The following is a 25946-nucleotide window of genomic DNA, read 5'->3' as shown; positions in this document are numbered from 1 at the left end:
CAGGGCGGTGCTGAACGCCTTGGCGTCCCTTCGGCGGTACCTCCGAACAGGTGCCAAAAAATTTCAATTTGCGCAAAAGTTTCCCGGTTACGGCCTTATTGTTGCCGCAGAATCTTTACTCACAGGCCAGTTTCGGGCATCCTGCAGCCATATTTTGTGGGGCTCAGGAATGAAAATAACTAGAATTATTGCACTGGCCATCATCGCGGGGACAACTGGCGCAGCAGGTATACAGGCACAAACCCTGCGCCCGACCAGTCCGCCCGCCGAGTATCCGCCTGCCTCCTACAAGGGGCGGCAATTTGTCGACAGCCGCGGTTGCATCTATATCCGGGCAGGGATCGACGGCAATATCACCTGGGTGCCGCGGGTGACCCGGTCGCGCAAGCAGGTTTGCGGCTACCAACCGACCGAACTGGCCGGCGCAACCCGCCAGCAGCAGCGGGCCGCGGCGCCCGAACTGATCACGCTTGAGCCCAGTCAGCAGCCCGCGCAGACGGCGGCAGGCAAGCCGGCGCCGGCCCAGCCCGCTCCGGCCCAGACAGCGCCGGCGGCGGCCAGCCCTGCCCCCAAGGTGGTCACCACGGCCAAGCCGCGCCGCACACCGCAAACCACCAGCGCCCGGACTGCGCCGGCGGCGGCCGCCCCGGCGGCCAAACCCGCCGCCAAGCCGGCCGCCAAGAAGGTGGTGCGCACGGCTCCGAAACCGGGCCCGGCACCGGCTGCGGCCGCCCAGAAGCCGGCAGGCAACAGCGCCTGTGCCGGCCTCTCCGATATCAGCCGGCAATACACCAATTCCCCAGGTGTGCGCTGCGGCCCGCAGGACTCCTCGCCAGTGACCTTCGGCGGCCAGGACATCGGGCCGCAGTCCTCGGTCCGGCTCACCCCGAATACCCGTGTGGTGCAGACCCACATCTACCAGGACCGCCGTCTCAGCAACAGTTTCACGGTTCCGCAGGGCTACCGCCCGGTCTGGACCGATGGGCGGCTGAACCCGAAACGGGCGGTGCGCACGGTGCGGCCCGCGGTGGTGACCAGCTTTTCCCAGGCCCCGGCCGGTTATCTGCGGGTCGAGCGGGAAGACGGCCGTCTGAATCCGCAGCGCGGGCTGCGCACGCCGGAAGGCGACGCGCAGATGGCGCAGATCTGGACCAACGGCGTGCCGCGCCGCCTGGTGCAGCTGCCGCTGGACCGCCCCGCCGTGAAGCTGCCGCGCAACGTCCGCCGCAGCCCGGCCGAGGCGCATCCGTCCGGGCTGCACCTGTCCACCCGCTCTGCGCCTGACGCAGAGGCGCCGCAGCAGGCAGCGGCCCAGCGGTATGTCCGTGCCGCAACCTTTGGCGATGAGGGGCAGGCCAAAGCCGCCGCCCGCAGGCTTGCCGCCACCGGGCTGCCGGTGCGCCTTGGCACCGTCAGCCGCAAGGGGCAGCCTTACAAGGTGGTGCTGGCCGGACCGTTCCGCCAGCCCGCCGCGGCGGCCGCTGCGCTGGTCAAAGTGCAGAACGCGGGATTTTCAGGCGCCAAGCTGAGCAAATAAAGCCGGACCTGGCCAATTCGGAATAAGCCGGGGCTTGCCCCGGCTTATTCTGTTTGCAGCGCAGGCAGGTCAGCCGGCCTCAGCGGCGGAGGCGGAGCTGGAATGCGGAACCGGGAAAGCGATGTCATAGCCCCAGTTGAAGACGAAGGCATAGACGAGATAGAAACCGGCAAAGCCGACGTCCACCACAAAGGCCTCGTACAGGGAGATATCCAAGTACCAGGCGAGGAAAGGCATCAGCGCCAGCAGCAGGCCAAGTTCAAACACAACTGCGTGCAGCACGCGCAGGGAAATTGTTTTCCGCGTGCTGCCCGCCAGGTGCTGCAGGGTGCGGTCGAAAGCCATGTTGTACACATAGTTCCAAACAGTTGCGAGCGTGGCGCAGACCAGGGCAGCCACTCCGAAATGCTGCATCGGAATATCAAACAGCCAGGCGCCGATGGGCGTCGCAAGCAGCAGCCCGATGACTTCAAACGAAATTGCGTGACGGATCCGGTCTTTGGCGGTGCGCATGGCCCATCCCCTCAGATTTTTCCGGGCCGTCCCGGAGTGCAGTCCCTGAATGGGGGAGGCCGTCCTCGCTTCCCGGTCAAGATATTGAACTGTGCAGGGTTTTCAAGGGAGCACGTTCAGCTGCAGATGTTCTGCAGCTGCACCCAATCGCGGTCATTCAGCACCGGCTCCAGCTCGCGGCCTGCCATCGGGTCCGCCTCGATCAGCCCCAGCACCGTCTCGCCAGTGATGTCCAGCGCATAGGCATAGGGCGAGGAGGGCAGGGCGGCGCGGGCAAATTCCGCCAGCAGCTGCTGATCCGGCAGGGACGGGCGCGGGCTGGCCAATGTGGTCTCGGAGTAGGCATCCAATGCGGCCCGGTCCAGTTCGCCGGTTGTCAGCAGCTTGAAGGTGGCCAGGAACCCGCCGGCTTCCAGCAGCTCGGTCATCGGGTCGCGGGCGGCAGCGCGGGCGCGCTCGGCCAGGATTGCACCAGCCGCCACCGCCGGATCTTCGAAATCCTCCACAAAGCTGCGGTTCAGCAGCACGATGCCGCCGGGCAGATGCAGGCTGCCGGGGATGCCGGACCGCAGAACGGCCAGTTGCCGCACCCCGGTGCGCTGCGCCAGCTTTGTCAGGATCGGTGCGGCTTCGGGCGTGGCGCAGGCCGGGCCGGAAACCCGCTCGATCCGCCCCAGCAGTGCCTGGCCGATGGCTTTGCGCTTGATGTCAGGAACCACGCTCACCGCATGGCGGGTCACCGCCCCGGGCAGCCAGAGAACCAGCAGTGCCAGCACCAGCGCCAGCATGCCCAGGATACTGACGGCCCGCAGCCGTCCGGGGCGCGCCCGGGAGCGGCCGATGGCGGATTGCACGCGGGCAATTGCCTCCAGCATGGCGGTTTCGTCTTCGGCAATTTCCAGCGTTTCCCCGGGGTCGCCGTCAGGGTGGAACAGGGCCGGGAATTCCCCTGGATTGGCGCGTTCAACGGCAGCCAGCGACCAATGCGCCAGAGGCCGGTCATTCATGCTGGCAATGGTCAGCGTCGCATCCCCGAGCGAGATGATCACATCCCGCCGCTGCGCTTGCAGGTCCGCGCGCCACAGGCCCGCAGCCTCCAGCCGCTCGAATTCCCTCAATGCCGTCATGCAGCCAGCCCGGCTCCTGTTCTTATCGTTGCGGCCAGAATAATCACATAAAACAGGGGCAGCAAATTGCTTTGCCGCCCCCGGATGCTGATTCATCGTGAAAAGTCACAGGGTCTTGGCGATTTTCCTCAGCTCGAACTTCTGAATCTTGCCGGTGGAGGTTTTCGGCAGCTCCTGAAACACCACTTTCTTGGGCGCCTTGAAGCCCGCCAGCGTCTCGCGGGTGAAGGCGATCAGCGCTGCGGCGTCTTCCCGCGCGCCCGGTTTCAGTTCGACAAAGGCGCAGGGCACCTCGCCCCATTTCTCGTCCGGCATCGCGGCGACGGCGGCGAGCAGCACATCCGGATGCGCCATCAGCGCGCCCTCCACCTCGACCGAGGAGATGTTCTCGCCGCCCGAGATGATGATGTCCTTGGCCCGGTCGGCGATCTGGATATAGCCATCGGGATGCTGCACGGCGAGGTCGCCGGTGTTGAAGTAGCCGCCCTTGAAGGCCTCGGCCGTGGCCTCGGGGTTCTTCAGATAGCCCTTCATCACCACATTGCCGCGCAGCGCGATTTCGCCCTGGCTCTGGCCGTCCTTGGGCAGCACAGCGTGGTCGCTGCCGCGCACCACCACCGGCTCCAGCATCGGCATGGCAACGCCCTGGCGGGATTTCTTCGCAGCGATCCCGGCCTTGTCCAGCCCGTCCCACTGATCCGCGTTCCAGTAGCATTCCGTAACATGGCCAAAGGTCTCGGTCAGCCCGTAGACATGGGTGACGTTGAAGCCGAGGTCTTCGATCTTGGACAGCGTCGCCGGGGCGGGCGGGGCGCCCGCGGTGAAGACCTCCACCGTGTGGCCGAATGTGCGGCGTTCCTCATCCAGCGCGTTGACGATCATGTTCAGCACAATCGGCGCGCCGCCGAAATGGGTGACGCCCTCGTAATGGATGGCGTTGTAGATGTTCTGCGCGGTGATATCGCGGCAGCAGACCAGGGTGCCGCCGACCAGCGGCATCATCCAGGTATGGTTCCAGCCGTTGCAGTGGAACAGCGGCACGATGGTCAGATAGACCGGGTGCAGCACCATCCGCCAGGACACCACCGTGCCCATGGTCATCAGGTAGGCGCCGCGGTGGTGGTAGACCACGCCCTTGGGCCGCCCGGTGGTGCCGGAGGTATAGTTCAGCGCCAGGCTTTCCCACTCATCCTCGGGCATGATCCACTGGAACTCCGGATCGCCGCTGGCCAGCAGCGCCTCGTATTCCATGTGCCTGCCGGTGGCGTGCCAGCCGGCCTGATCATCCGCAACCTCGATCAGAACCGGGGCCGGGCCTTCCATCTCTTCAATGGCGGCTTCAGCCAGGTCCAGGAACTGCGGATCGACCAGCACCGCCTTGGCCTCGCCGTGGCCGAAAATGTAGGAGACCGTGCCCACATCCAGGCGGGTGTTGATGGTGTTCAGCACCGCGCCGCAGGCCGGCACGCCGAAATGCGCCTCGGCCTGGGCGGGGATGTTGGGCAGCAGGGTCGCGACCACATCGCCGGGCTTCACCCCCAGCTTGACCAGGCCCGAAGCCAGACGGGTGCAGCGCGCATGATACTCAGCATAGGTCTTGCGGTGCTTGCCATAGCTTACGGCCAAATGGTCCGGAAACACCTGCGCCGCCCGCTGCAGATGCGACAGCGGCGACAGCGGCACATAATTCGCGGCGGTCTTCTCCAGACCGGTTTCATCCGCCATCCACCCCATCAGTTTCCTCCCCTGAATCACTTTGGTGTCGCTTAGAGGACAGATATTGCGGAAAGTTGCGGGCAATGGAAAGGGCATGAAACATACAGCAACCTTTCCCGCGGATCACGGCCGCCAGACGGCTGCTGCGCAGTCCATGCTTGCTGCGATGCTGATTATCGGCATTACCGACAACGCCGTGCCGCTGATGGCCGAGAAGATCGGGCTGGGCCAGTTCTACCTGCTGCGCACATTTGTCGCGCTGCCATTCCTGTGGCTGATGGCGCGGGCGGGGCTTGGCGGGCTGGCACCGCGCCGGCTTGGCGCGGTGCTGCTGCGCGCGGTGCTGGTGGCGGTGTCGATGGTGTTCTATTTCTCCGCCGTCGCACTGATGCCGATTGCGCAGGCGCTGGCGGGGCTGTTCACCTCGCCCATCATCATCGTGGTCATTTCCGTGCTGTTTCTGAAGCTGCGGATCGGCTGGATCCGGATCGCGGCGGTGCTCTGCGGTTTTGCCGGGGTGCTGCTGGTGCTGCAGCCAAACCCTGCCGATTTCAACTGGCTGATTCTCGTGCCTGTCGCGGGCGGGCTGTTCTATGCGCTCGGTTCCCTGGCCACCGGCCTGTACTGCCAGGGTGAAAGCACCGTTGCCATGCTGTTCCTCTATCTGCTGGTCCAGGGCGGACTCGGCCTGCTGCTGCTGCTGGGGCTCGAAGTCTGGCCGCAGGCGGTGCCGGATGGCGCAGAGGGCTTTGTGACCCGCGGCTGGGTCTGGCCGCTCTGGGACATCACCCATCTGATCCTGCTGCAGGGCTGCGCAGCCGTAGGCGGCGTGTTCCTGATCACCAAGGCCTACCAGCTGGGCGAGGCGTCCTTTGTTGCGGTGTTCGAATATTCGGTGATGATCGTCGGCCCCGGCGTCGCCTGGGCCTACTGGGGGCAGGCGCTTGGCATCTGGCAGGTGCTGGGCATTGGCCTGATCATCGCGGCCGGCGCCACCATTGCTCTGCGTTCCCGGTAACCGGAGCAGGGGCGCTGCCCCGCTTGGCCCCGAAGGGCCAATTCACCCTGGAGTATTTTCAAAAAGCTGAAAGCGGCCGGGAGGCGCGCAGCAGCAGGCGGAACTCCCGCGTTTTCAACTGCGGAACAATATCCTAGGGTCGGCGCATGATCCTGTCGCAAGGCCGCCAATACGTCTTTATCCATATCCCCAAGACCGGCGGCACCGCGCTGGCGCTGGCTCTTGAGGCGCGTGCCATGGCGGATGACATGATGCTGGGCGACACGCCGAAAGCACGGAACCGCCGCCGCCGCCTGAAGGATGCTCAGACCCGCGGGCGGCTGTGGAAGCACTCGACGCTGGCGGATATCGAAGGGCTGGTGCCGGATGAGGAATTGCGTGCGCTGTTTGCCTTTACCCTGGTGCGCAACCCGTGGGACCGGGCGGTAAGCTACTATCACTGGCTGCGCGGGCAAAGCTTCAGCCACCCTGCGGTCGAATTGGCGCAGAGCCTTGAGTTCCGGAACTTCGTCCAGGATCCGCAAATCATCGCAGCCTTCCGCGGCAGCCCGGCTGCGTCCTACCTGCGCCATGCCGACGGTGCGGAGCAATGCCGGCTTTATATCCGGCTGGAACATTTCCAGGACGATGCCCAGCCCTTGTTTGCCCATCTCGGTTTCCCGCTTGATCTGCCGCGGGTGAATGAATCCGGGCGGCAGCGCGATTGGCGGCCCTACTACGATGATGCTGCTGCCGAAGCCGTCGCAGCGGCCTGCGCGCAGGATATCGGGCAATTTGAATACTCTTTTAACGATTTCCGCCTATCCAAGTGACATGAAGCAGCCCTGGTCTGCCCGTTCCGGCGACAATCCCGGCGCGGGTACAACGATTGGCGCGGCAATGTGAACAAAGATCATTTACTTGCCTTCGGCCGTGCCCGTACCGCCGTGGCCGACGGCAAAAGACGGAATTGGACCAAGGCTTCGCTGCCTGGGCCGCAGGAAAGGAACGCGGATGCTGGATTGGCTTCTGAAACGCTCGCAGGGTGCGCCGGGGCAGGCGATGAACAGCGGATTTTCCCTGGTCCCGGTGGGGCAGGGCGGGTTTCTGGCGGGCACCCATGTTGCCTCCAACCTCGGCTGGCGCCCGGTCGAATCGCTGGCCGCGGGCGACAAGGTGCTGACCTTTGATCATGGCATGCAGGTGATTCTGGAACTGCACCGCGAAACGCTTCTGCCCGGCGAAGGGGAGCTGGAACCGGCCCGCTGCCCGCTTTTGGTGCCGCGCGATGCGCTGATGAACCGGGTGCCCTTGTGGCTGATGCCGGACCAGGGCGTGCTGCTGGAGAGCGATCTGGTGGAGGACGCCCAGGGCGATCCTTTTGCAGTGGTGCCTGCCTGCGCGCTGGAGGGCTACCGCGGCATCCGCCGGATGCATCCGGGGGCGCAGCTGGATCTGGTGACGCCGCGTTTTGCCCAGGATGAGGTGATCTATCTGGAGGCCGGGATGCTGGGCTATGCCGCCGCGCCTAGCAATCTGATGTGCGGCCGCGTGTTCCAGGAGGAAGGCGCCTACAGGGTGCTGCCGCCGGAGGAGGCGCGCGGGCTGGTGCTGTCGATGATGGCCGAGGAAGAGCAATGGGCTGTCCCCGGTGCCGGCATGGCCCGGGCAGAGTGCCGGCCGCCGCTCAGCTGAGCCGCGGCACCTGCTGCTGAAATGAAAACGGCCGGGGCATGCTCCCGGCCGTTCTGTTTTTCCAGGGCAGCCGTCAGGCCGCTGCGGATTTTTCCGGCGCAAAGCGGCTGTAGAAGCTCTGGCCTTTTTCTGCCATCTCGCGCAGCAGCGCCGGGCAGGTGAAGCGGTCGCCGAATTTCGCCGCCAGACTGTCGCAGCGCTGCGCCGCATAAGGTGTGCCGAGGATGTCCAGCCAGCTGAGCGGCCCGCCGGACCAGGGCGCAAAGCCCCAGGCCAGGATCGCACCGACGTCACCCTCGCGGATGTCCATCAGCACGCCTTCCTCCAGCGCGCGCACCGCTTCCAGCACCTGCGCGAACATCAGCCGCTCCTGCACCTCGATCAGATCGGGCTGCTCATCCGCCACCGGGTATTTCTCCTGCAGGCCCTTCCAGTACTCGACGCGTTTGCCCTTGTCGTCATACGCGAAGAAGCCGGCGCCTGCCTTGCGCCCCAGACGGCCCTGTTCCTCCATCCAGAAGATCAGATCGTCCGCCGGGCTTTCCGGATAGGCATCGCCCATCGCCGCCTTGGTCGCCCGCGCGATCTTCGCGCCCAGATCGATCGAGGTCTCATCGGTCAGCTGCACCGGCCCCACCGGGAAGCCCAGCTGCCGCGCGGCATTGTCGATCAGCACCGGGCTGACGCCCTCGGTGATCATCCGCATGCCTTCGTTGATGTAGGGGATGATGCAGCGGTTGGCGTAGAAGAAGCGCGCGTCGTTCACCACGATCGGCGTCTTGCGGATCTGGCGCACGTAATCCAGCGCCTTGGCCACCGCGCGGTCCCCGGTTTCCTTGCCGTTGATGATTTCCACCAGGAACATCTTCTCGACCGGCGAGAAGAAATGGATGCCGATGAACTGCTCCGGCCGGCTGGAGGCCTTGGCCAGTTCGGTGATCGGCAGGGTGGAGGTGTTGGAGGCAAAGATGCAGTCCTCGGGGATGATCGCCTCGACCTTTCGGGTCATTTCGGCCTTGACGCCCGGATCCTCGAACACCGCTTCGATGATCAGGTCGCAGCCCTTCAGCGCGTCCAGATCCGGGGTGGCGGTGATCTGCGCCAGCAGCACCTCTTTCTTTTCCTCGGTCGCCTTGCCGCGCTTGATGCCCTTGTCCATATAGGCGGCGGAATAGGCCTTGCCCTTGTCGGCGGCGGCCTGATCCCGGTCGATCAGCACCACCTCCATGCCCGCCTGGGCCGACACCAGCGCGATGCCCGCACCCATCATGCCCGCGCCCAGAACACCGACCTTTTTGACCGACTGGTCCGGTACGTCCTTGGGCCGCACGGCACCCTTCTCCAGCGCCTGCTTGTTCAGGAACAGGCTGCGGATCATGGCAGAGGAAGACGGGTTCATCAGCACATGGGTGAACCAGCGCGCTTCGATCTTCAGCGCGGTGTCGAAATCGACCAGCGCGCCCTCATAGATCGACGACAGCAGCGCCTTGGCCGCCGGGAACGCGCCCTGGGTCTTGCCGTGCACCATGGCAGAGGCACCAACGAAGGTCATGAAACCTGCCGGGTGATAGGGCGCGCCGCCCGGCATCTTGTAGCCCTTGGCGTCCCAGGGCTTCACCAGATCCGCGGGTTTGGCGTTCAGCACCCATTCCTTGGCCGCGGCCAGCGGATCCTCAGACACCGCGTCGATCAGCTGCGCGCCCTTGGCCTTTTTCGGCTCCATCATCTTGCCTTCCAGCAGCACCGGTGCCGCCGCCATCGCGCCGACCATGCGCGAATAGCGGGTGGTGCCGCCGCCGCCCGGGAAGATGCCGATCATGATCTCCGGCAGGCCGATCTTGGCCTTGGGGTTGTCGGTCATCACCCGGTGATGGCAGGCCAGCGCGATCTCGGTGCCGATGCCCGCACAGGTGCCGTTGATGGCGCAGGCCACCGGCTTGCCGCCCTTCTTGGTCTTGAGGTCCATGCCTGCGAGCTCGAGTTTGCGCAGGATGCGGTGGCCGCCCATGGTGAAGTCGAACAGCCCCTGCGCCGGGTTGTCGCCGGACTCCTCGCGGATGGTCGCCAGCACATTGAGGTCCATGCCGCCGGCAAAATCCTTCTTGGCCGAGGTGATGACGATGCCCTTGACGGCGTCGTCCTCCAGCGCCCGGTCCACGTATTCCTCCACCAGGCCAAAGGCCTCGCGGGTGAGCACGTTCATGCTCTTGCCCTCGGCATCCCAGGTGATGATGGCGACGCCGTCCGCGTCCACGTCGTATTTGAAATCGCTCATGAGTTCTCTCCAGTCTGGTCAGCCGTCAGCGGGCTGCCGTCCTTGCGGGTGAAATCGAAGGTGCGGCCGGTCACGGTCACCTTCATGTCCATATCGCTGTAAAAGGCGGTGTCGGTCTCCGTGCGGGTGCCCACCACCAGAAAGGCGGCGGGCGCATCCGAGCGGTTCACCAGATGGTGGCCGTTCGCATCTCCCGCCGGAAAGGCGGCGCAGTCGCCGGGCAGCATCTCGTGGGCTCCCTGGTCGTCGATCAAGGTGCAGACGCCCGCAGTGACCATGACGAATTCGTCCTGCTCCATGTGGTAATGCCGCAGCGACGACATCGCGCCCGGCGCCAGATGGATCAGGTTCGCGCCGAACTGGGTCAGCCCGCCGGCATCGCCCAGCCGCTGGCCGGTGCGCCCTGCCATTGCGGCGGCCAGCCGGCCGGGGTAGCCCGAGCCGCCCCTGGCCTCGATGCGGGATAGGTCCAGCTTCGGCATCAGACCCGCTCGATGATGGTTGCCGCACCCATGCCGGAGGCGATGCACAGGGTGGCAAGACCGCATTGCTTGTCCTGCCGTTCCAGCTCATCCAGCAGCGTGCCGATGATGATCGCCCCGGTCGCGCCCAGCGGATGCCCCATGGCGATCGAACCGCCGTTGACGTTGACCAGCTCCGGATCCACATCGAACGCCTGCTGGAAGCGCAGCACGACAGAGGCGAAGGCTTCATTCACCTCGAACAGGTCGATGTCGCCGATGTTCATGCCATTGTCGGCCAGGATCTTCTCGGTCACCGGCACCGGGCCGGTCAGCATGATGGTGGGATCGGTGCCGATCTTGGCGGTGGCCTTGATGCGCGCGCGCGGCGTCAGCCCGTGGCGTTCGCCGAACGCCCTGTTGCCGATCAGCAGGGCGGCAGCGCCGTCCACGATGCCCGAGGAGTTGCCCGCGTGGTGGATGTGGTTGATCCGCTCCAAGTGCGGATACTTCAGCATCGCCACCTTGTCGAAGCCGGGCATCTGCTCGCCCATCATCTGGAACGCCGGGTTCAGCGATCCCAGCGCCTGCATGTCGGTGCCGGGGCGCATGTATTCGTCATGCTCCAGGATCGGCAGGCCGTTCTGGTCGCGCACGGTGATCACGGATTTGTCGAACCGCTTCTCTTCCCACGCCTTGGCGGCGCGGCGCTGGCTCTCCATCGCCAGCGCATCCGCCTGATCGCGGGTAAAACCGTATTCGGTGGCGATGATATCGGCCGAAATGCCCTGCGGCACGAAATAGGTCTCCATCGCGAGGGTCGGATCGACCGCGATCGCGGCACCGTCGCTGCCCATGGCCACACGGCCCATCATCTCCACGCCGCCGGCGATATAGCCGTCACCCGCGCCGCCCTTCACCTGGTTTGCCGCCAGGTTCACCGCCTCCATGCCGGAGGCACAGAAGCGGTTGATGGCGAGACCCGGAATGCGCTCGTCCAGATCGGAGGCGAGAACAGCGGAGCGCGCCAGGCAGCCGCCCTGTTCCATCACCTGGGTCACGTTGCCCCAGATCACGTCCTCGACGGCGTGGCCCTCCAGGCCGTTGCGCTCCTTGATCGCGTTCAGCGTCAGGGCGCTCAGCCGCACCGAGGTCACCTCGTGCAGGGCGCCGTCCTTGCGGCCCTTGCCGCGCGGCGTGCGCAGGGCGTCATAGATATAAGCTTCGGTCATCTTGGTCTCCTCAAGTCCGGTCCGACGGTTTGCCGGGCATCAGGTCATAGGGGTGTTTCCAGCCCGGCACTTCGCTGATGCGGGTGAGCCAGGCGTCGATATTGGGCCAGTCGGCGCGGTCAAAGCCGAAGGGTTCGGGATAATAGAGGTAGCTGCAGCAGCTGATGTCGGCGTTGGTCAGCCCGTCGCCGACCAGCCAGCCGCGTCCTTCCAGGTGCGTCTCCAGCGTCTGATAGGCTGCCTTCAGACGGCCCTGCATAAAGGCGATCACCTCCGGCGGCCGGTGCTTTTCCGGCAGGAAATTGATCAGGAACCGCGTCATGCCGGCCTGGCTGGACATCTTGTGATTGTCCCACAGCACCCAGCGCAGCACCTCGTACTTGTCCTGCGGCCGGCCGCCGAACCTGCCGGTCTTGTCGGTGATGTACTGCTGGATGGCGCCCGACTGGCTGAGCGTCACATCGCCGTCCACCAGCACCGGCGCTTCGGCCATCGGGTTGAAGCCGCGGAATGCATCGGAGCGCGCAGCGCCGCCGAAAAAGTCGACGAACACCGGCTCCCAGGCAAGGCCCGAGAGTTCCAGCGCCAGTGCTGCCTTGTAGGAGTTCCCGCTTTCTCCGAAGCAGTGGAGTTTCATGGTCATGTCCGGTTCCCTGTGTCTGGCGGAAGAGGGGGGGTTTCACACCCCCGCACCCCCGTGGAGTATTTTCGGCAAAGAAGAAGGGGCAGGTTCACTCTTTCTTAACCAAGTTCCGTTGCACTCGTCCTGCGGTACAGGCTGGAGAGCCGATGACCGCCAAAGGAGAAGCCCTGCTTTCCGGTCTGGCGCCGCCGGGCCGAGGCAGGGTGGATCTTGAGCTTCTTCTTTGTACAAATACTCAAAACCCATCATCAGCCTCCCGCGGTTCCTCTGCGGCTCCTGCGGCTACAGCGACCGCGCAATCAGCTCCTTCATGATTTCATTGGTGCCGCCGTAGATGCGCTGAACCCTTGCGTCGGCCCACATCTCCCCCACCGCGTATTCTTGCATGTAGCCGTAGCCGCCGTGCAGCTGCAGGCATTCATCCAGCACCTCGCCTTGGGTGTCGGTGAGCCAGTATTTTGCCATCGCTGCCTTTTCGACGGTCAGCTTGCCCTGCAGGTGTTCGGCGATGCATTCATCCAGGAAGGCGCGCGCGACCTTGGTCTTGGTCAGGCATTCGGCCAGTTTGAAACGGGTGTTCTGGAACTGCACCAGCGGCCCCCCGAAGGCTTCGCGCTCCTTGCAGTAGGCGATGGTGCGGTCCACCGCGCCCTCCATCGCGCCGACCGCTCCGCAGGCGATGATCAGCCGTTCCTGCGGCAGCTGCTGCATCATCTGGTAGAACCCCTGGCCCTCGGCACCGCCCAGGATGTTCTCCGGCGGGATCTCCACATCGCTGAAGAACAGCTCGGAGGTGTCCGCCGCATGGCAGCCGATCTTGTCGAGGTTGCGGCCGCGGCTGAAGCCTGCCGCGCCATCGGTCTCGATTGCCACCAGCGAGATGCCCTTGGCGCCTACCGCCGGGTCGGTCTTGGCCGCCACCAGGATCAGATTGGCGTGCTGGCCGTTGGTGATGAAGGTCTTCTGGCCGGTCAGCCGGTAGCCATTGCCATCCTTCACCGCCTTGGTCCTGATCGCCTGCACGTCCGAGCCGGTGGAGGGCTCGGTCATTGCCAGCGCGCCCACCAGCTCGCCTGTCACCATCTTCGGCAGCCAGCGCTGCTTCTGCTCTTCGGTGCCATAGGAAAGGATGTAATGTCCGACGATACCGGAATGGATGCCCTGGCCCCAGCTGGCCAGGTTGGCGCGGCTGCCCTCCATCAGGATCACAGCCTCGTGGCCGAAATCGCCGCCGGCACCGCCGTAAGCCTCGGGAATGGAGGGGCAGAGGAGGCCGAGGTCTCCTGCCTGGTTCCAGGTCTCCCGGTCCATCATGCCCTGCTTGCGCCAGGTTTCGAACTTGGGCGCCCATTCATTGGTGATGAACTGGGCGGTCATCTGGCTGAGCATCTGATGCTCATCCGTCATCCATGCGGACTGCGTGCTGGTCATGTCTCTCCCTTTGGCCGCGTGCGGGCCCTATCGCTTGCGCGCCTCCAACTCGGCGTTGAACAGCCGCAGCCGGTGGCTCAGGTTCTCGTGGTCTGTCACACTGTCGAAATGCTCGAACAGGAATGACAGCGCCTCTCCTTCATCCAGCCCCGCTTCCTGGGCAAACTTCTTCAGTCTGCGGTAGCCGTCCTCGGTCATCGCGACGGGGAAGCGGCGGGTCAGGCGGAAACGTTTCGGCATCAATCGGTCCTTTGCATGTTCAAAGCACCGGCCGGGGCTGCGCCGGGCGCCCCGCAACGGGGCGCCCGAGAGCATCAGAAGGCGTCCGCGTCTAGCGCCATCACCGGATCCGCCCCGCTTTCGATGCGGGCCAGGTGCAGTTTGGTCGCGGGCAGCCGCCGTGCCATATAGTACCGGCCGGTTGCGAGTTTCGTCTCATAGAACGCCGCGTCAGGGGACCCCGCGTCAAGCGCTTCCTGCGCCGCCTTGCCCATCTTTGCCCACATCAGGCCCAGGCAGACCTGCCCGAACAGGTGCATGAAATCATAAGACCCCGCCAGCGCATGGTTCGGGTTCTTCATGCCGCTTTGCATGAAGAACATGCCCGCCGCCTGCAGGTCCTTGGAGGCCGCCTGCAGGGGCTTGATGAAGTCCTTGGTGTAATCCTCGGAAATGTCCTTGTTTTCCTGACAGAAGGTTTTGACCAGATCAAAGAAGGCGAGGACGTATTTGCCGCCGTGCTGGCCCAGCTTGCGGCCCACCAGGTCCAGCGCCTGCACGCCGTTGGCGCCTTCGTAGATCATCGCGATGCGGGCGTCGCGGGTGTATTGCGACATGCCCGTTTCCTCGATGTAGCCGTGGCCGCCATAGATCTGCTGCGCCTGCACGGTCATGTCATAGCCCTGATCGGTCAGGAAGCCCTTGATCACCGGCGTCATCAGGGAGATCAGCCCGTCGGCGTCCATGTCGCCGGCACGGTGCGCCTGGTCGATCAGCGTGGCGCCCCACAGGAGGAACGCGCGCGCCCCTTCGGCAAAGCTTTTCTGATCCATCAGCGAACGGCGGATGTCGGGATGCACGATCAGCGGGTCGGCCGGGCCGTCCGGGTTTTTGGCACCCGTGACGTCGCGGCCCTGCAGCCGGTCCTTGGCGTATTCCACCGCGTTCTGATAGGCGGCGTCGGCCTGCGCCAGACCCTGCATGCCGACGCCGACACGCGCTTCGTTCATCATGGTGAACATGGCGCGCATGCCCTTGTGCTCCGCGCCCAGCAGCCAGCCGGCCGCGCCGTCATAGTCCATCACGCAGGTGGAGTTGCCGTGGATGCCCATCTTCTCCTCGATCTTGCCGACCGAGACGCCGTTGCGCGCGCCCAGGGAGCCATCCTCGTTCACCAGGAACTTGGGCACGATGAACAGGCTGACACCCTTGATGCCCTCCGGGCCGCCGGGGATCTTGGCCAGCACCAGATGCACGATGTTTTCGGCCATGTCGTGATCGCCGGAAGAGATGAAGATCTTCTGCCCGGTGATCCGGAAGCTGCCGTCGCCCTGCGGTTCCGCCCTGGTGCGCATCAGGCCCAGATCGGTGCCGCAATGGGGCTCCGTCAGGTTCATGGTGCCGGTCCATTCGCAGGAGACCATGTTGGGCAGATAGGCGGCCTTCTGCGCGTCCGTGCCATGCGTCAGGATCGCCGAGGCGGCGCCATGGGTCAGGCCCTGATACATGGTAAAGGCCTGGTTGGCGGCGGAGAAGAACTCGCCCACCGCGGTGCCGATCACATAAGGCATGTTCTGGCCGCCGAACTCTTCCGGCATGTCGATGCCCGGCCAGCCGCCTTCCTTGACCTGCTCGAACGCGTCCTTGAAGCCCTTGGGGGTGTAGACCACGCCGTTTTCCAGGCGGCAGCCCTCGGTGTCGCCCGCCACGTTCAGCGGGTGCAGCACTTCGCTGGCGATCTTGCCGGCTTCTTCCAGCACGGCGCCGGTGAACTCCGGCTCCAGTTCGCTGTATCCGGGGATGTCCCGGCCCGAGACCTTGAGGACATCATGCAGAATGAACTGGGCGTCTTTCGCGGGGGCTGTATAGGAAGGCATTGCGGTCCTCTTCAGGGGTCTTGTTGCACATGGTCATTGCCGGGCGGGCCGGCGGGAAGGGCGGGGCGGCGGCCTATTCGGCGGCCTCCTTTTTGGCCCGCATCGAGGCGATCATCTTTTCGCCCCAGGCCAGCTGGTCTTTCAGGTCCTCGATTGCCTCGGTCAGCTCTTCGCGCTGGCGCTCCATATCGGCGAGCCGCTCGCGGCCGACCTCATAGGTCTTGGTCAGCTGGGTCACCTGCTGGTCGCCGACATGGTAGAGATCCAGCAGCTGGCGGATTTCCTCGAGGCTGAACCCGAACCGCTTGCCGCGCAGGATCAGCTTCAGCCGGGCGCGGTCGCGTTTGGTGAACAGCCGCTTCTGGCCGTCGCGGATCGGGAACAGCAGTTCCTTGGCTTCGTAGAACCGGAGGGTGCGGGGAGTTACGTCATAAGCCTCGCACATCTCGCGGATGGTCATGGTTTCTTCGGTCATCGTCGTCACTCTTACGGCTTGGTGCAGGACCAAGCTGAGCGCATCCGGTTTTTCGATCAAGGCTGACTTTACGTTTACGTAAGTTGTACGTTGCGTCACTTTCGGATGCGTGAATGGTTCGCAAAACGCACGTTAAGTGACGCAACGTTACGATTTTGCCCGGTCATCCGGGGCAGCGTGCAGGTGCTTCTGGCGCATGATTTGGGAAGATTCCCGGAGCCCGGACTGCGGGCGGAGCCGCCGGGTCCGCACCTGCCGGCAGTGCATTGCAAAGCAATGCGCGCGGGACCGCCCGCCCAGGCGGCGCTCTGGAATCGGATTGGCAGGCAATTGTAATGAAAGTGCTTGGCGGGGATGACGCGGCCGGCACGGGGTTCCGGCACCGCCCGGCGGGCAGGTGCAGGCCCGGCATGCGCCGGGCGCGCGGGGAATGGTTATTTCAGCAGCGCCTTGGTGCTGGCGCGCAGGGCGGTCAGCTCTTCAATGGCCTCATTGATCTGCTGGCGCTGTTTTTCCAGTTCCACCAGCTGGCGGTCGGCCATCTCCATGAAGGCATGGTTCTGGGCGTCGTTGCCCTCTTTTTCATAGATCAGCAGCCACTGGCGGATTTCCTCCAGCTGAAAGCCGAACTTGCGCCCGCGCAGGATCAGCTTCATCCGGGCGCGCTCCCGCGCACCGTAGAACCGCGACCGGCCTTCGCGGTCCGGCTGCAGCAGTTCGATGTATTCATAGTAGCGCAGCGTCCGCGGCGTAACGTCGAACTCGGCGCACATTTCCTTGAATGACAATCTGTTGTCGGCCATCCGTCTTCTCCCTTGCCGGGAACCTATGCACTTGCAGCGAACAGTGCAACCTCCGCGGCGGCACACTTGCGCTTTCGCCGGGCCGGGGCCAAAGATGAGGGAGACATTTCAAAGGGACAGCCTCATGGCCGACAAGACCGACCTCGCGCGCCAGTTCATCGAAGCCATCCCCCATGCCAAGCAATTGGGCATGAAGCTGACGGAGATCGGCGATGGCACCGCCGAGATCCGCATGGCCTATGACAAGAAGCTGATCGGCGATCCGGCAACCGGGGTGATCCACGGCGGCGCGGTCTCGGCGCTGATGGACACGTGCTGCGGTGCGGCGGTGATGAGCCACCCCGCCGCCCCCGGCGGCACCGCCACCATCGATCTGCGCATCGACTACATGCGCCCGGCCACGCCGGGACAGGCGATCACCACCCGCGCCACCTGCCACCAGATCACCCGCAGCGTCGCCTTTGTCCGCGCGGTGGCGATGGACGAGGATACAGACCGCCCCGTCGCCACCGCCGCAGGCGCCTTTACCGTGGAGAAGAAGTTTTGAGCCGCCCCCGTCCAGAACCGGTCCAGGTGGTCAAGCAGCGCCGCGATGCGGCGCTGTCGGCATTGGTGGATTCGGTGCCCTACATCCGATTCCTGAACGTCACCTTCGAACGCCGCGGCGATGAGCTGACGGCGCAGCTGAATTTCGATGACAAGCTGATCGGCAACCCGTTCCTGCCTGCGATTCACGGCGGGGTAACGGCGGCGTTTCTGGAAATCACCGCGATGATCACGCTGAACTGGTCGCACCTGTGGCAGCGCATCGAATCCGGTGATCTGGACCCGGCGGAAATGGCCCGGGGCAACCTGCCGCGCCAGCCCAAGACCATTGACTTCACCGTCGATTACCTGCGCTCCGGCCTGCCGCGCGACGCCTATGCGCGGGCGCGGGTGAACCGCTCCGGCCGCCGCTATGCCTCGGTGCATGTGGAGGCCTGGCAGGACCACAAGGACAAGCTGTTTGCCCAGGCCACCGGCCATTTCCTGATGCCGCAGGACCAGAACGGCGAAGGCTGACACACGATGACCAGCGCGAATGCCGATATCACCCACGCCCGGGTGCTGAAGATCGCCTTGCCGATCGTCCTGTCCAACGCGACGGTGCCGATTCTGGGCGCCGTGGACACCGGCGTGGTCGGCCAGATGGGCGAGGCCGCCCCGATCGGCGCCGTCGGCATCGGCGCGGTGATCCTGGCGACGATCTACTGGCTCTTCGGCTTCCTGCGGATGGGCACCACCGGCCTGGCGGCGCAGGCGCGCGGCGCCGGGGACTGGGCCGAGACCGGCGCCCTGCTGATGCGCGGCCTGCTTCTGGCTTTTGCGGCCGGTGCGGTCTTCATCATTGCGCAGGGCGCGGTGTTCTGGGGCGCCTTCGCGCTGGCGCCGGCCAGCGCTGAGGTCGAAACCCTTGCCCGCGATTACCTGGAAATCCGCATCTGGGGCGGACCTGCCACCATTGCGCTTTATGCGGTCACCGGCTGGCTGATCGCGGTGGAGCGCACCCGCGGCGTGTTCCTGCTGCAGGTCTGGATGAACGGGCTGAACATCGCGCTGGACCTGTGGTTCGTGCTGGGTCTCGGCTGGGGTGTGGAGGGCGTCGCCATCGCCACGCTGATTGCCGAATGGACCGGGCTGGCGCTGGGGCTCTACCTGTGCCGCGATGCCTTTGCCGGCGATCAATGGCGGGACTGGGCTAGGGTGTTCGATCCGGCGCGGCTGAAACGGATGATGCAGGTCAACGGCGACATCATGGTGCGCTCGGTGCTGCTGACCGGGTCTTTCACCACCTTCCTGTTCATCGGCTCCGGCATCGGCGACGTAAACCTGGCCGCCAATCAGATCCTCTTGCAGTTTGTCGAGATCACTGCCTTTGCGCTCGATGGCTTTGCCTTCTCCGCCGAGGCGCTGGTGGGCGGCGCCGTCGGCGCCAGGGCGCGGGACCGGGTACGCCGGGCTGCGGTTGTCACGTCGCAATGGGGGGCGGGCGGTGCGGTTCTGCTGGGCATCGCCTTTGCTGCCGGAGGCCCCTGGCTGATCGACCTGATGTCGACCTCGGAGGATGTGCGCGAGGCCGGCCGGGTGTTCCTGATCTGGGCCGTAGCAATGCCGGTTCTGGGAATCGCCAGTTGGATGTTTGATGGCATCTACATAGGTGCCACCTGGACCCGTGCCATGCGGTGGGCGATGCTGCAATCAGTGGCCATTTACATAATGGCGCTGATGATCCTGGTACCGGCCTTCGGCAACCACGGTCTGTGGGCCGCCCTGATTGTCCTGAACATCGCCCGCGGTGTCACACTGGGCCTGCGCTACCCGCGGCTGGAGGCGCAGGTCGGCGTCTGAGCCAGCCGGAATTCTGCGAGAATTCCGGCCCGTTTTCCGCGCCGGAAAACGGTTACAGCAGTGCTTCAATCGCCTCGGTGGGACGGCCGATCACTGCCTTGCCGTCCCTGATGGCAATCGGGCGTTCGATCAGGATCGGATGCGCGGCCATCGCGGCCAGCAAGTCGGCCTCGGCGCTGTCCTTGCTCAGGCCCAGCTCCTTGAAAACCTTCTCACCCGTCCGCATCATCTCCACTGCGGAAACGCCAAGCGCCGCCTGCACTGCGCTCAGCTCCTCAACAGACGGAGCGTCCTCCAGATAAGCCCGCGTGTGAACTTCAGCGCCGCGTGCCTCGATCAGCGCGAGGCCTGCGCGGGATTTCGAGCATTTCGGGTAATGCCAATAGGTGATCACAGCCAGTCCTTCCGTTTGGTTCCAACAGCTTGCGCAACGCTGCTGAACCCGTCGTGGGCCAGCAGTTCATCCAGTCCGCGGGCAATATCGCCGGCCAGCGACAGGCCGCCATAGACCATCGCGGTATAGAACTGCACCGCAGACGCCCCGGCGCAGATCTTGGCATAGGCCTGTTCGGCGGTGCTGATGCCGCCGACGCCCACCAGCGGCACCCTGCCGTCCAGCAGTTCCGAAAGCTGCGCCAGAACCCGGGTGGATTTCTCGAACAGCGGCGCGCCGGACAGCCCGCCGGCCTCGCCCTTGTGGACGCTTTGCAGCCCGTCGCGCGACAGGGTGGTGTTGGTGGCAATCACCGCGTCGATGCCGCTCTCAATCGACACGGCGGCAATGTCCTCGATGCCGGCGCGGTCGAGATCCGGCGCGATTTTCAGGAACACCGGCACCCGGCGGCTGAGGCCGTCGCGGGTTTCGATGACGCCTGCCAGCAGCGCCGACAGTGCCGCCTTGCCCTGCAGATCGCGCAGTTTTTCGGTGTTGGGGGAGGAGACGTTGACGGTGGCAAAGTCCAGATGCGCGCCGCAATGGGCCAGCACCCTGGCAAAATCCGCGGCGCGGTCCTCGCTGTCCTTGTTGGCGCCGAGGTTGAGCCCGATGACCGCATCGCGCGGGCGCTGCGCCAGCCGGTCGCCGATTGCCTCCATGCCCTCGTTGTTGAAGCCGAAGCGGTTGATCGCGGCGCGGTCCTCGGTCAGGCGGAACAGGCGCGGCTTGGGGTTGCCGGGCTGCGGGCGCGGGGTGGCGGCCCCGACCTCGATGAAGCCGAAGCCGGATTTCGCCAGCGGCGCCAGCGCCTCGGCGTTCTTGTCATAGCCTGCGGCGAGGCCAACCGGGTTCGGCAAATCAATACCCGCCAGCGTGGTTTTGAGGCGCGCAGATGTCACCGGGCCGGGGGCAGGTGCCAGACCCATGCTCAGCGCCTTGACCGACAGCCCGTGCGCGGCCTCCGGATCGATCCGGTGCATGGCGGCCAGCGCCAGTTTCTCGGTCAGCTTCATGCCATATCCTCCGGGAACCGGTGCACGCCGCCCGCCAGCGGCAGCGGCTTGGCCCAGACCACGTCCGACATGCGGATAGTGCGGTAGAGATGCGGGAATTCTGCGCCGCCGCGGGAAACTTCCCATTTCAGGTCATCGCCCATCGCCGCTGCATCGCAGGCCAGAAGGGTCAGCCCCTCGGCGCCGGCAAAATGCCTGGCTGCGGTCTCAGCCGCCTGGGTTGCGGTGGAGAAGTGGACATAGCCGTCGGCCACATCGATCGGCGCGCCCCGGGTTTCGCCCGCGGCCTGCAGTGCGGCCCATTCGTCCGCCCGGAAAATCTTGTAAATCAGCATACCGGCCTGATGCCCTGCACCGTCAAATGAATCAAGGGGGATTGACGGGGGCGAAGCCGCCCAAGCTGACGCAAGGGGAGGCGGATGCGCGGCTTTTCCCCTTTGACCAGCGCGGGCATTGGGCGCAGGCTCTCACCAAAACAGCCCTATGGGAGACATCTTATGATTGCGCGGAATCTCACGCCGGTTGCAGTTCTTGCCCTGACGGCCGGAGCGGCTGCTGCGGATTTCAAACTGACCATCCTTCACACCAACGATTTCCATTCCCGGTTCGAGCCGATCAGCAAATACGACAGCACCTGCGATGCGGGGGACCAGGCCGAGGGCAAGTGTTACGGCGGCACCGCACGGCTGGCAACGGCGATAGCCGCAGCGCGCGACAGAGCGGAGAATGCGATCCTGGTGGATGGCGGCGATCAGTTCCAGGGCTCGCTGTTCTATACCTACTACAAGGGCAGGGCGGCGGCGGAGTTCATGAATCGGCTCGGCTATGACGGGATGACCGTGGGCAACCATGAATTCGACGACGGGCCGCAGGTGCTGCGGGGGTTCATGGATGCGGTGGGGTTTCCGGTGCTGATGTCCAACGCCGATGTCTCGAATGAGCCGGCGCTGGCGGATGTGCTGAAGAAGTCCGCGGTGATCGAGCGCGGCGGCGAGCGGATCGGCCTGATCGGCCTGACACCGGAAGACACGCATGAGCTGGCCAGCCCCGGCCGAAACGTCCATTTCTCCGATCCGGTGGCGGCGGTGCAGGCAGAGGCGGACCGGCTGACCGCGGCAGGGGTGAACAAGATCGTGGTGCTGAGCCACTCCGGCTATGGCGTCGACCAGCGGGTGGCGGCGGAAACCTCCGGGGTGGACGTGATCGTCGGCGGCCATAGCAATACCTATCTGTCCAACACTTCGGAGAAGGCCGCAGGGCCGTACCCGACCGTGGTCAACGGGGTGCAGATCGTGCAGGCCTATGCCTATGGCAAATTCCTTGGGGAGCTGAATGTCACCTTTGATGATGCGGGCAATGTGATCAGTGCGGAAGGGGAGCCGCTGATTATGGATGCCGCTGTCAGCCAGGACGCGGCAACTCTCAACCGGATTGCGGAACTGGCGCTGCCGCTGGATGAGATCCGCAACAGGGTGGTGGCAGAGGCGGCTGAACCCATTGAAGGCAGCCGCGATGTCTGCCGGGTGCAGGAGTGCCAGATGGGCAATCTGGTGGCGGATGCAATGCTGGAGCGGGTGCGGGACCAGGGGGTGACCATCGCCATCGCCAACGCGGGCGGTATCCGGGCCGGCCTGGATGCGGGGGAGGTGACCATGGGCGAGGTGCTGACCGTCCTGCCGTTCCAGAACACGCTCTCCACTTTTGAAATCGATGGCAAAACCCTGGTTGAGGCGCTGGAGAACGGCGTCAGCCAGATCGAGGACGTCAAGGGCCGCTTCCCGCAGGTGGCAGGGCTGAAATTCAGCTGGGACGGCTCCGTGCCGCCTAATGCAGGCCGCATCAAGGAGGTGATGGTGGCGGAGGGCGGAGGCTTTGTTCCCATTGATCCGGCAAAAACCTATGTGGTGGTCACCAATGATTACGTCCGCAATGGCGGTGACGGCTATGCGATGTTCGAAGGCAGCGATCGGAATGCCTATGATTTCGGGCCGGATCTGGCTGATGTGCTGGCGGAATACCTGGCGGAATATCTGGCGGCGCAAGGGCCTTACACCCCTTATACCGACGGGCGGATTTCCCAGGTGAAATAGACGGCCGGAATAGGTCATCGGTACTGACCCTATGTTTCGCGCGCGAAACATAGGGTCAGGGCTGCTTACATATTTTGTTTATTGAATATTAACCTCTTGGAGCGGGCGCTGCTGGGCGGGTGGTGCTGTGCGGCCTTGACCCGATGCCGCAATCCCATTATTTAACGATAATGTTAATTAATGGTGCCAGAGAGGTCTCCCCATGAAACTGCATGTATTTCCGCCGTCACCGAACTCCCGCAAGGTGTTGGTGGCAAACAGCCTTTTGGGGCTGAAACTGCCGGTTGAAATCGTTGACCTGCAAGCCGGGGACCAGTTTCAGGAGGCGTTTCTGGGCCTCAACCCCAACGCCAAGGTGCCGGTGCTGGAGGAAGACGACGGGTCATCGCTGTGGGAATCCAATGCGATCGTCAACCGGCTGTGCACCGATCAGGACACGCCGCTGTGGCCGCGCTCGAACCAGCGCTATGACATCATGCGCTGGCAGTTCTGGGAGGGCTGCCACTGGACACCGGCCTGCAGCAAATTCATCTCGCGCCATTTCTTCGGGCGCGAGGATATCGACATGGAGGCCGCGGCGGAGGACTTCCACAAATACGCCAAGGTACTGGACGGGCACCTGGAGGGGCGCGGCTGGCTGTCGGGGGAGGCCATGACCACGGCGGATCTCTCGGTCGCGGCGATCCTGTGCTACCGGGAGCCTTGCCAGTATCCGGTTGAGGGCTACGGCAATATCCTGCGCTGGATCGGCCGGATCGAGGCGCTGGAGGCCTGGCAGACGGCCAACCCGGCGCCGCAGGCGGCGGAATAAGGCAGCCCCGCCCGGTGCGGGAGCGGGCGGGCGCCTGCCGGCCATTCGGGCGCAAACTGCAAAGGGTTTTTCCCGCCGCGCAGACATGGCAAAATGCCCCTATGGACCACCCGCTGATCGACCTCATCAATGCCCGCATCGAAGCCGCCGAGAAGGACGGCGCCTTTGACAATCTGGCCGGCGCCGGCAGGCCGCTGCCGGACTGTGATGATCCGGAAAATGCGCTGCTCAACCGGCTGGTGCGCGAAAGCGGCGGGGTGCCGGAATTTGTCAGCCTGTCGCGCGAATTGCAGCGCCTGCGGGCGGAGCTGAGCGAGACCGGCGACCGGGTCCGCCGGCAGGAGATCCTGAAGGATATGTCGATGATGGATGCCCGCATCGAGCTGGCGCGCAAGGCTTACGCGAAGTAGCCCCCGTTACGTCTTGATTTCCGGCCAGATTTCCGGGTCCAGCCCGGCAATGAACGGCGCCAGGACATCGGCGTATTTCTCCCATTTGCCAACTGAGCGGGTATGCACTGTCTGCCGCAGCTGGGTGTTGGACAGCGTCAGTACCTGGCCCTCGTGGCGCTCGGGGTGGGCCATGTCCTCGACCCAGTCGAGACCGCAGAAGTCTGCCAGCCTGCGGCTTTCGGTTTCGATGTCCCCTACCAGATCCTCGTAGCGCAGGTCATGGATCCGCCCCGGCATCACCTGCCGCCAGTGCTGCATCAGCCGGCCATAGAGGTTGAACCGGTGCGCCATCGCCTCGAGGTCATAGGCATAGGTGAGCGAGCTGCCGGAGAAAAAGCCGCGCCAGATCGACAGCGCCACATCGCGCGGATCGCGGCACAGATGCACGAAACGGGCCTGCGGGTAGGCGGTCAGCAGGTAGCCCAGCAGCCGGTAATTGTCGGGCATCTTGTCGACATAGGCCGCCGTGCCCTCGGGCATTTCGGGCAGGCGGCTGATGTCCTCGGCCATGAAATCGCGGGCGGCCTCGGCGGTGAAGTCCTGGTCCTTGTCCAGATAGGGATGCAGCAGGAAGGCCGGCACGCCGCGCTCGCCCAGGGGGAAAACCTGCGGATGCGAGCCGATCACGGTTTCCGTCAGTGTGGTGCCCGAGCGCGGCATCCCCACCACATAGATCGGCCGCGGCCCGTTCTGTGCCGCCTCTGCCGGCCGGAGCATTTCCGGGAAGGCTGCCATGATCCGGCTGAACTGGCGTTCGGCCCCCTCATAGTCATAGGGGTTCTGCGCCGCCATACAGGCGTTGGCCTCGTCGTTATGGGCTGCGAACCCTGCCTTGTCGCCGGCCTGATCGGTGATCCGGGCCAGGGCAAAGGCGGCATTGGCGCGGTCCTGCGACCGGGGCGGCGCGGCCTTCAGAGCCTTTTGCGCAAGGGGCAGCAGCTCGGCATTCTGGTCGCGGCTGTTGAGCCGGGCAAGCATCTCCAGAACCTGGGTATCCCTGGGGTCAAGATCCAGGAGCGCCAGACACTGCTGGCGGGCTGCCGCGGGTTCGCCGTTGGAGATCAGCTGGCTGGCCAGCCGCCGCCGCGCCTCAAGGTTCTGCGGCGCCAGGGCAACCGCCTTCTGCGCGGCTTCGGTAGCCTCGTCCTGCCGCATCAGGCGGGCCAGCGGCAGGCTGATGTTTATCAGGGCGTCTACGTCGTCGGGGTTGAGCCGCAGCGTGGCGCGGTAGTCGTCCAGCGCCGCCTTTTCGTCGCCGAGGGTCTTCCAGGCCATTGCCCTGAGCCGCAGCATCCGCGGCTGTTTGCTGTCACCGGCAAGGGCACTGTTTGCGGTGGCGATGGCCGCTTCGGGATCGTTCTGCACCAGGTGGGCCTGCGCCTTCAGATACAATGCGCCCTGATCGCCCGGCTGATCCGCCAGCACCCGGTCCAGAAGTTTCATTGCGGTCTCGCCCTGCTCAAGGAACAGCAGCGTCTGCGCCAGATTCTTGCGCGCGTCGTGAAAGCCGGGTGCCAGGGCCAGCGCCTTCTTGAAATAGGGAACGGCATCGCGGTGCTTGCCCAGGCCTGACAGGGAAATCCCTGCGATATTGGGGAAGTCCGGGTGGATCTTGTGCCGTTTCATGCCGCCTTTGGACTGTTTCAGCGCCTGTTTGAATTTGCCCTGGTTCAGAAAGCCGAACGCTGCCTGAAGATCGTTCTGAAGTGTCATAAGGCCTATCCGTCTTTTTTGTCAGGGCAGCTGCTGTCCGGC

At 64.8% G+C, this 25946-nt stretch carries 26 protein-coding genes; 10 read left to right on the top strand and 16 right to left on the bottom strand.

Annotation, left to right across the window (positions count from 1 at the left end):
• Positions 1-169 precede the first annotated feature (169 nt).
• The gene (locus OKQ63_RS10835; protein WP_264210090.1) at positions 170-1537 is read left to right on the top strand and encodes an SPOR domain-containing protein; all 1368 of its coding nucleotides are present in this window, start codon (positions 170-172) and stop codon (positions 1535-1537) included.
• A gap of 69 nt (positions 1538-1606) precedes the next feature.
• Here OKQ63_RS10835 and OKQ63_RS10830 read toward each other — a convergent pair whose 3' ends face one another.
• The 3 genes from OKQ63_RS10830 to OKQ63_RS10820 all read right to left on the bottom strand — a co-directional run bounded on the left by OKQ63_RS10830 (position 1607) and on the right by OKQ63_RS10820 (position 4911).
• The gene (locus OKQ63_RS10830; protein WP_264210089.1) at positions 1607-2050 is read right to left on the bottom strand and encodes a PACE efflux transporter; all 444 of its coding nucleotides are present in this window, start codon (positions 2048-2050) and stop codon (positions 1607-1609) included.
• A gap of 116 nt (positions 2051-2166) precedes the next feature.
• Complete coding sequence (locus tag OKQ63_RS10825) at positions 2167-3177, bottom strand: hypothetical protein (RefSeq protein WP_264210088.1); 1011 nt, start codon at positions 3175-3177, stop codon at positions 2167-2169.
• Positions 3178-3282: 105 nt separating this feature from the next.
• Positions 3283-4911, bottom strand: coding sequence for an AMP-binding protein (locus tag OKQ63_RS10820; RefSeq protein ID WP_264210087.1), 1629 nt, complete (start codon positions 4909-4911; stop codon positions 3283-3285).
• 76 nt (positions 4912-4987) lie between these two features.
• Here OKQ63_RS10820 and OKQ63_RS10815 point away from each other — a divergent pair, with 76 nt between their 5' ends.
• The 3 genes from OKQ63_RS10815 to OKQ63_RS10805 all read left to right on the top strand — a co-directional run bounded on the left by OKQ63_RS10815 (position 4988) and on the right by OKQ63_RS10805 (position 7585).
• The gene (locus tag OKQ63_RS10815) at positions 4988-5911 is read left to right on the top strand and encodes a DMT family transporter (protein WP_264210086.1); all 924 of its coding nucleotides are present in this window, start codon (positions 4988-4990) and stop codon (positions 5909-5911) included.
• 146 nt (positions 5912-6057) lie between these two features.
• Complete coding sequence (locus OKQ63_RS10810) at positions 6058-6723, top strand: sulfotransferase family 2 domain-containing protein (protein WP_264210085.1); 666 nt, start codon at positions 6058-6060, stop codon at positions 6721-6723.
• Positions 6724-6904: 181 nt separating this feature from the next.
• Positions 6905-7585, top strand: coding sequence for a Hint domain-containing protein (locus OKQ63_RS10805; protein WP_264210084.1), 681 nt, complete (start codon positions 6905-6907; stop codon positions 7583-7585).
• Between the two features lie 73 nt (positions 7586-7658).
• On the opposite strand, the gene OKQ63_RS10800 is transcribed toward OKQ63_RS10805, so the two are convergent.
• From OKQ63_RS10800 to OKQ63_RS10760, 9 genes are all read right to left on the bottom strand, one after another.
• Positions 7659-9860 carry a 3-hydroxyacyl-CoA dehydrogenase NAD-binding domain-containing protein gene (locus OKQ63_RS10800; protein ID WP_264210083.1) on the bottom strand — a complete coding sequence of 734 codons (2202 nt, stop codon included), beginning with the start codon at positions 9858-9860 and terminating at the stop codon, positions 7659-7661.
• Entirely contained in the window at positions 9857-10342 is a 486-nt protein-coding gene (locus OKQ63_RS10795) for a cupin domain-containing protein (RefSeq protein ID WP_264210082.1), read from the bottom strand. The genes OKQ63_RS10800 and OKQ63_RS10795 overlap by 4 nt, the downstream gene beginning before the upstream one ends.
• The gene (locus OKQ63_RS10790; protein ID WP_264210081.1) at positions 10342-11553 is read right to left on the bottom strand and encodes an acetyl-CoA C-acetyltransferase; all 1212 of its coding nucleotides are present in this window, start codon (positions 11551-11553) and stop codon (positions 10342-10344) included. Before OKQ63_RS10790 ends, OKQ63_RS10795 begins: the two co-directional genes overlap by 1 nt.
• Positions 11554-11563: 10 nt before the next feature.
• The gene (locus OKQ63_RS10785; RefSeq protein WP_264210080.1) at positions 11564-12196 is read right to left on the bottom strand and encodes a glutathione S-transferase family protein; all 633 of its coding nucleotides are present in this window, start codon (positions 12194-12196) and stop codon (positions 11564-11566) included.
• A gap of 282 nt (positions 12197-12478) precedes the next feature.
• The gene (locus tag OKQ63_RS10780; protein WP_264210079.1) at positions 12479-13627 is read right to left on the bottom strand and encodes an acyl-CoA dehydrogenase family protein; all 1149 of its coding nucleotides are present in this window, start codon (positions 13625-13627) and stop codon (positions 12479-12481) included.
• Positions 13628-13654: 27 nt separating this feature from the next.
• The gene (locus tag OKQ63_RS10775) at positions 13655-13867 is read right to left on the bottom strand and encodes a hypothetical protein (protein WP_264210078.1); all 213 of its coding nucleotides are present in this window, start codon (positions 13865-13867) and stop codon (positions 13655-13657) included.
• A 74-nt stretch (positions 13868-13941) separates the two neighbouring features.
• On the bottom strand, positions 13942-15723 hold the full coding sequence (locus OKQ63_RS10770; RefSeq protein WP_264210077.1) for an acyl-CoA dehydrogenase C-terminal domain-containing protein: 1782 nt from the start codon (positions 15721-15723) through the stop codon (positions 13942-13944).
• Between the two features lie 73 nt (positions 15724-15796).
• Positions 15797-16198 carry a MerR family transcriptional regulator gene (locus tag OKQ63_RS10765; protein WP_264210076.1) on the bottom strand — a complete coding sequence of 134 codons (402 nt, stop codon included), beginning with the start codon at positions 16196-16198 and terminating at the stop codon, positions 15797-15799.
• A 434-nt stretch (positions 16199-16632) separates the two neighbouring features.
• Entirely contained in the window at positions 16633-17001 is a 369-nt protein-coding gene (locus tag OKQ63_RS10760) for a MerR family transcriptional regulator (RefSeq protein WP_264210075.1), read from the bottom strand.
• A 124-nt stretch (positions 17002-17125) separates the two neighbouring features.
• Between OKQ63_RS10760 and OKQ63_RS10755 the strand changes: the two genes are divergently transcribed.
• The 3 genes from OKQ63_RS10755 to OKQ63_RS10745 are packed head-to-tail and all read left to right on the top strand — an operon-like array spanning position 17126 to position 19389.
• Positions 17126-17548, top strand: coding sequence for a PaaI family thioesterase (locus OKQ63_RS10755; protein WP_264210074.1), 423 nt, complete (start codon positions 17126-17128; stop codon positions 17546-17548).
• Complete coding sequence (locus OKQ63_RS10750; RefSeq protein WP_264210073.1) at positions 17545-18063, top strand: PaaI family thioesterase; 519 nt, start codon at positions 17545-17547, stop codon at positions 18061-18063. Before OKQ63_RS10755 ends, OKQ63_RS10750 begins: the two co-directional genes overlap by 4 nt.
• A 6-nt stretch (positions 18064-18069) precedes the next feature.
• Positions 18070-19389, top strand: coding sequence for an MATE family efflux transporter (locus tag OKQ63_RS10745; RefSeq protein WP_264210072.1), 1320 nt, complete (start codon positions 18070-18072; stop codon positions 19387-19389).
• A gap of 52 nt (positions 19390-19441) precedes the next feature.
• On the opposite strand, the gene arsC is transcribed toward OKQ63_RS10745, so the two are convergent.
• Genes arsC through OKQ63_RS10730 form a run of 3 tightly spaced genes read right to left on the bottom strand, consistent with a single transcriptional unit; the run spans position 19442 to position 21173 of the window.
• Complete coding sequence (gene arsC, locus OKQ63_RS10740; RefSeq protein ID WP_264210071.1) at positions 19442-19783, bottom strand: arsenate reductase (glutaredoxin); 342 nt, start codon at positions 19781-19783, stop codon at positions 19442-19444.
• On the bottom strand, positions 19780-20838 hold the full coding sequence (locus tag OKQ63_RS10735; protein ID WP_264210070.1) for a quinone-dependent dihydroorotate dehydrogenase: 1059 nt from the start codon (positions 20836-20838) through the stop codon (positions 19780-19782). The genes arsC and OKQ63_RS10735 overlap by 4 nt, the downstream gene beginning before the upstream one ends.
• Entirely contained in the window at positions 20835-21173 is a 339-nt protein-coding gene (locus tag OKQ63_RS10730; RefSeq protein WP_264210069.1) for a DUF952 domain-containing protein, read from the bottom strand. Before OKQ63_RS10730 ends, OKQ63_RS10735 begins: the two co-directional genes overlap by 4 nt.
• Positions 21174-21335: 162 nt before the next feature.
• On the opposite strand from OKQ63_RS10730, the gene OKQ63_RS10725 reads away from it, so the two are divergent.
• The 3 genes from OKQ63_RS10725 to OKQ63_RS10715 all read left to right on the top strand — a co-directional run bounded on the left by OKQ63_RS10725 (position 21336) and on the right by OKQ63_RS10715 (position 24149).
• Positions 21336-22928, top strand: coding sequence for a bifunctional metallophosphatase/5'-nucleotidase (locus OKQ63_RS10725; protein WP_264210068.1), 1593 nt, complete (start codon positions 21336-21338; stop codon positions 22926-22928).
• Between the two features lie 202 nt (positions 22929-23130).
• The gene (locus OKQ63_RS10720) at positions 23131-23739 is read left to right on the top strand and encodes a glutathione S-transferase family protein (RefSeq protein WP_264210067.1); all 609 of its coding nucleotides are present in this window, start codon (positions 23131-23133) and stop codon (positions 23737-23739) included.
• A 101-nt stretch (positions 23740-23840) separates the two neighbouring features.
• Positions 23841-24149 carry a DnaJ family domain-containing protein gene (locus OKQ63_RS10715; protein ID WP_264210066.1) on the top strand — a complete coding sequence of 103 codons (309 nt, stop codon included), beginning with the start codon at positions 23841-23843 and terminating at the stop codon, positions 24147-24149.
• 6 nt (positions 24150-24155) lie between these two features.
• Here OKQ63_RS10715 and OKQ63_RS10710 read toward each other — a convergent pair whose 3' ends face one another.
• Positions 24156-25904 carry a tetratricopeptide repeat-containing sulfotransferase family protein gene (locus OKQ63_RS10710; RefSeq protein WP_264210065.1) on the bottom strand — a complete coding sequence of 583 codons (1749 nt, stop codon included), beginning with the start codon at positions 25902-25904 and terminating at the stop codon, positions 24156-24158.
• Between the last annotated feature and the right edge of the window lie 42 nt (positions 25905-25946).

The organism is Leisingera thetidis (assembly GCF_025857195.1).
GTDB classification, from domain to species: Bacteria; Pseudomonadota; Alphaproteobacteria; order Rhodobacterales; family Rhodobacteraceae; genus Leisingera; species Leisingera thetidis.
This window is presented reverse-complemented; position numbering and strand designations above follow the sequence as displayed.

Excerpts from the sequence above, each read along its gene's own strand:
- OKQ63_RS10835 (WP_264210090.1), top strand. The coding sequence starts at position 170 with ATGAAAATAACTAGAATTATTGCACTGGCCATCATCGCGGGGACAACT.
- OKQ63_RS10830 (WP_264210089.1), bottom strand. The coding sequence starts at position 2,050 with ATGCGCACCGCCAAAGACCGGATCCGTCACGCAATTTCGTTTGAAGTC.
- OKQ63_RS10825 (WP_264210088.1), bottom strand. The coding sequence starts at position 3,177 with ATGACGGCATTGAGGGAATTCGAGCGGCTGGAGGCTGCGGGCCTGTGG.
- OKQ63_RS10820 (WP_264210087.1), bottom strand. The coding sequence starts at position 4,911 with ATGGGGTGGATGGCGGATGAAACCGGTCTGGAGAAGACCGCCGCGAAT.
- OKQ63_RS10815 (WP_264210086.1), top strand. The coding sequence starts at position 4,988 with ATGAAACATACAGCAACCTTTCCCGCGGATCACGGCCGCCAGACGGCT.
- OKQ63_RS10810 (WP_264210085.1), top strand. The coding sequence starts at position 6,058 with ATGATCCTGTCGCAAGGCCGCCAATACGTCTTTATCCATATCCCCAAG.
- OKQ63_RS10805 (WP_264210084.1), top strand. The coding sequence starts at position 6,905 with ATGCTGGATTGGCTTCTGAAACGCTCGCAGGGTGCGCCGGGGCAGGCG.
- OKQ63_RS10800 (WP_264210083.1), bottom strand. The coding sequence starts at position 9,860 with ATGAGCGATTTCAAATACGACGTGGACGCGGACGGCGTCGCCATCATC.
- OKQ63_RS10795 (WP_264210082.1), bottom strand. The coding sequence starts at position 10,342 with ATGCCGAAGCTGGACCTATCCCGCATCGAGGCCAGGGGCGGCTCGGGC.
- OKQ63_RS10790 (WP_264210081.1), bottom strand. The coding sequence starts at position 11,553 with ATGACCGAAGCTTATATCTATGACGCCCTGCGCACGCCGCGCGGCAAG.
- OKQ63_RS10785 (WP_264210080.1), bottom strand. The coding sequence starts at position 12,196 with ATGACCATGAAACTCCACTGCTTCGGAGAAAGCGGGAACTCCTACAAG.
- OKQ63_RS10780 (WP_264210079.1), bottom strand. The coding sequence starts at position 13,627 with ATGACCAGCACGCAGTCCGCATGGATGACGGATGAGCATCAGATGCTC.
- OKQ63_RS10775 (WP_264210078.1), bottom strand. The coding sequence starts at position 13,867 with ATGCCGAAACGTTTCCGCCTGACCCGCCGCTTCCCCGTCGCGATGACC.
- OKQ63_RS10770 (WP_264210077.1), bottom strand. The coding sequence starts at position 15,723 with ATGCCTTCCTATACAGCCCCCGCGAAAGACGCCCAGTTCATTCTGCAT.
- OKQ63_RS10765 (WP_264210076.1), bottom strand. The coding sequence starts at position 16,198 with ATGACCGAAGAAACCATGACCATCCGCGAGATGTGCGAGGCTTATGAC.
- OKQ63_RS10760 (WP_264210075.1), bottom strand. The coding sequence starts at position 17,001 with ATGGCCGACAACAGATTGTCATTCAAGGAAATGTGCGCCGAGTTCGAC.
- OKQ63_RS10755 (WP_264210074.1), top strand. The coding sequence starts at position 17,126 with ATGGCCGACAAGACCGACCTCGCGCGCCAGTTCATCGAAGCCATCCCC.
- OKQ63_RS10745 (WP_264210072.1), top strand. The coding sequence starts at position 18,070 with ATGACCAGCGCGAATGCCGATATCACCCACGCCCGGGTGCTGAAGATC.
- OKQ63_RS10735 (WP_264210070.1), bottom strand. The coding sequence starts at position 20,838 with ATGAAGCTGACCGAGAAACTGGCGCTGGCCGCCATGCACCGGATCGAT.
- OKQ63_RS10730 (WP_264210069.1), bottom strand. The coding sequence starts at position 21,173 with ATGCTGATTTACAAGATTTTCCGGGCGGACGAATGGGCCGCACTGCAG.
- OKQ63_RS10725 (WP_264210068.1), top strand. The coding sequence starts at position 21,336 with ATGATTGCGCGGAATCTCACGCCGGTTGCAGTTCTTGCCCTGACGGCC.
- OKQ63_RS10720 (WP_264210067.1), top strand. The coding sequence starts at position 23,131 with ATGAAACTGCATGTATTTCCGCCGTCACCGAACTCCCGCAAGGTGTTG.
- OKQ63_RS10715 (WP_264210066.1), top strand. The coding sequence starts at position 23,841 with ATGGACCACCCGCTGATCGACCTCATCAATGCCCGCATCGAAGCCGCC.
- OKQ63_RS10710 (WP_264210065.1), bottom strand. The coding sequence starts at position 25,904 with ATGACACTTCAGAACGATCTTCAGGCAGCGTTCGGCTTTCTGAACCAG.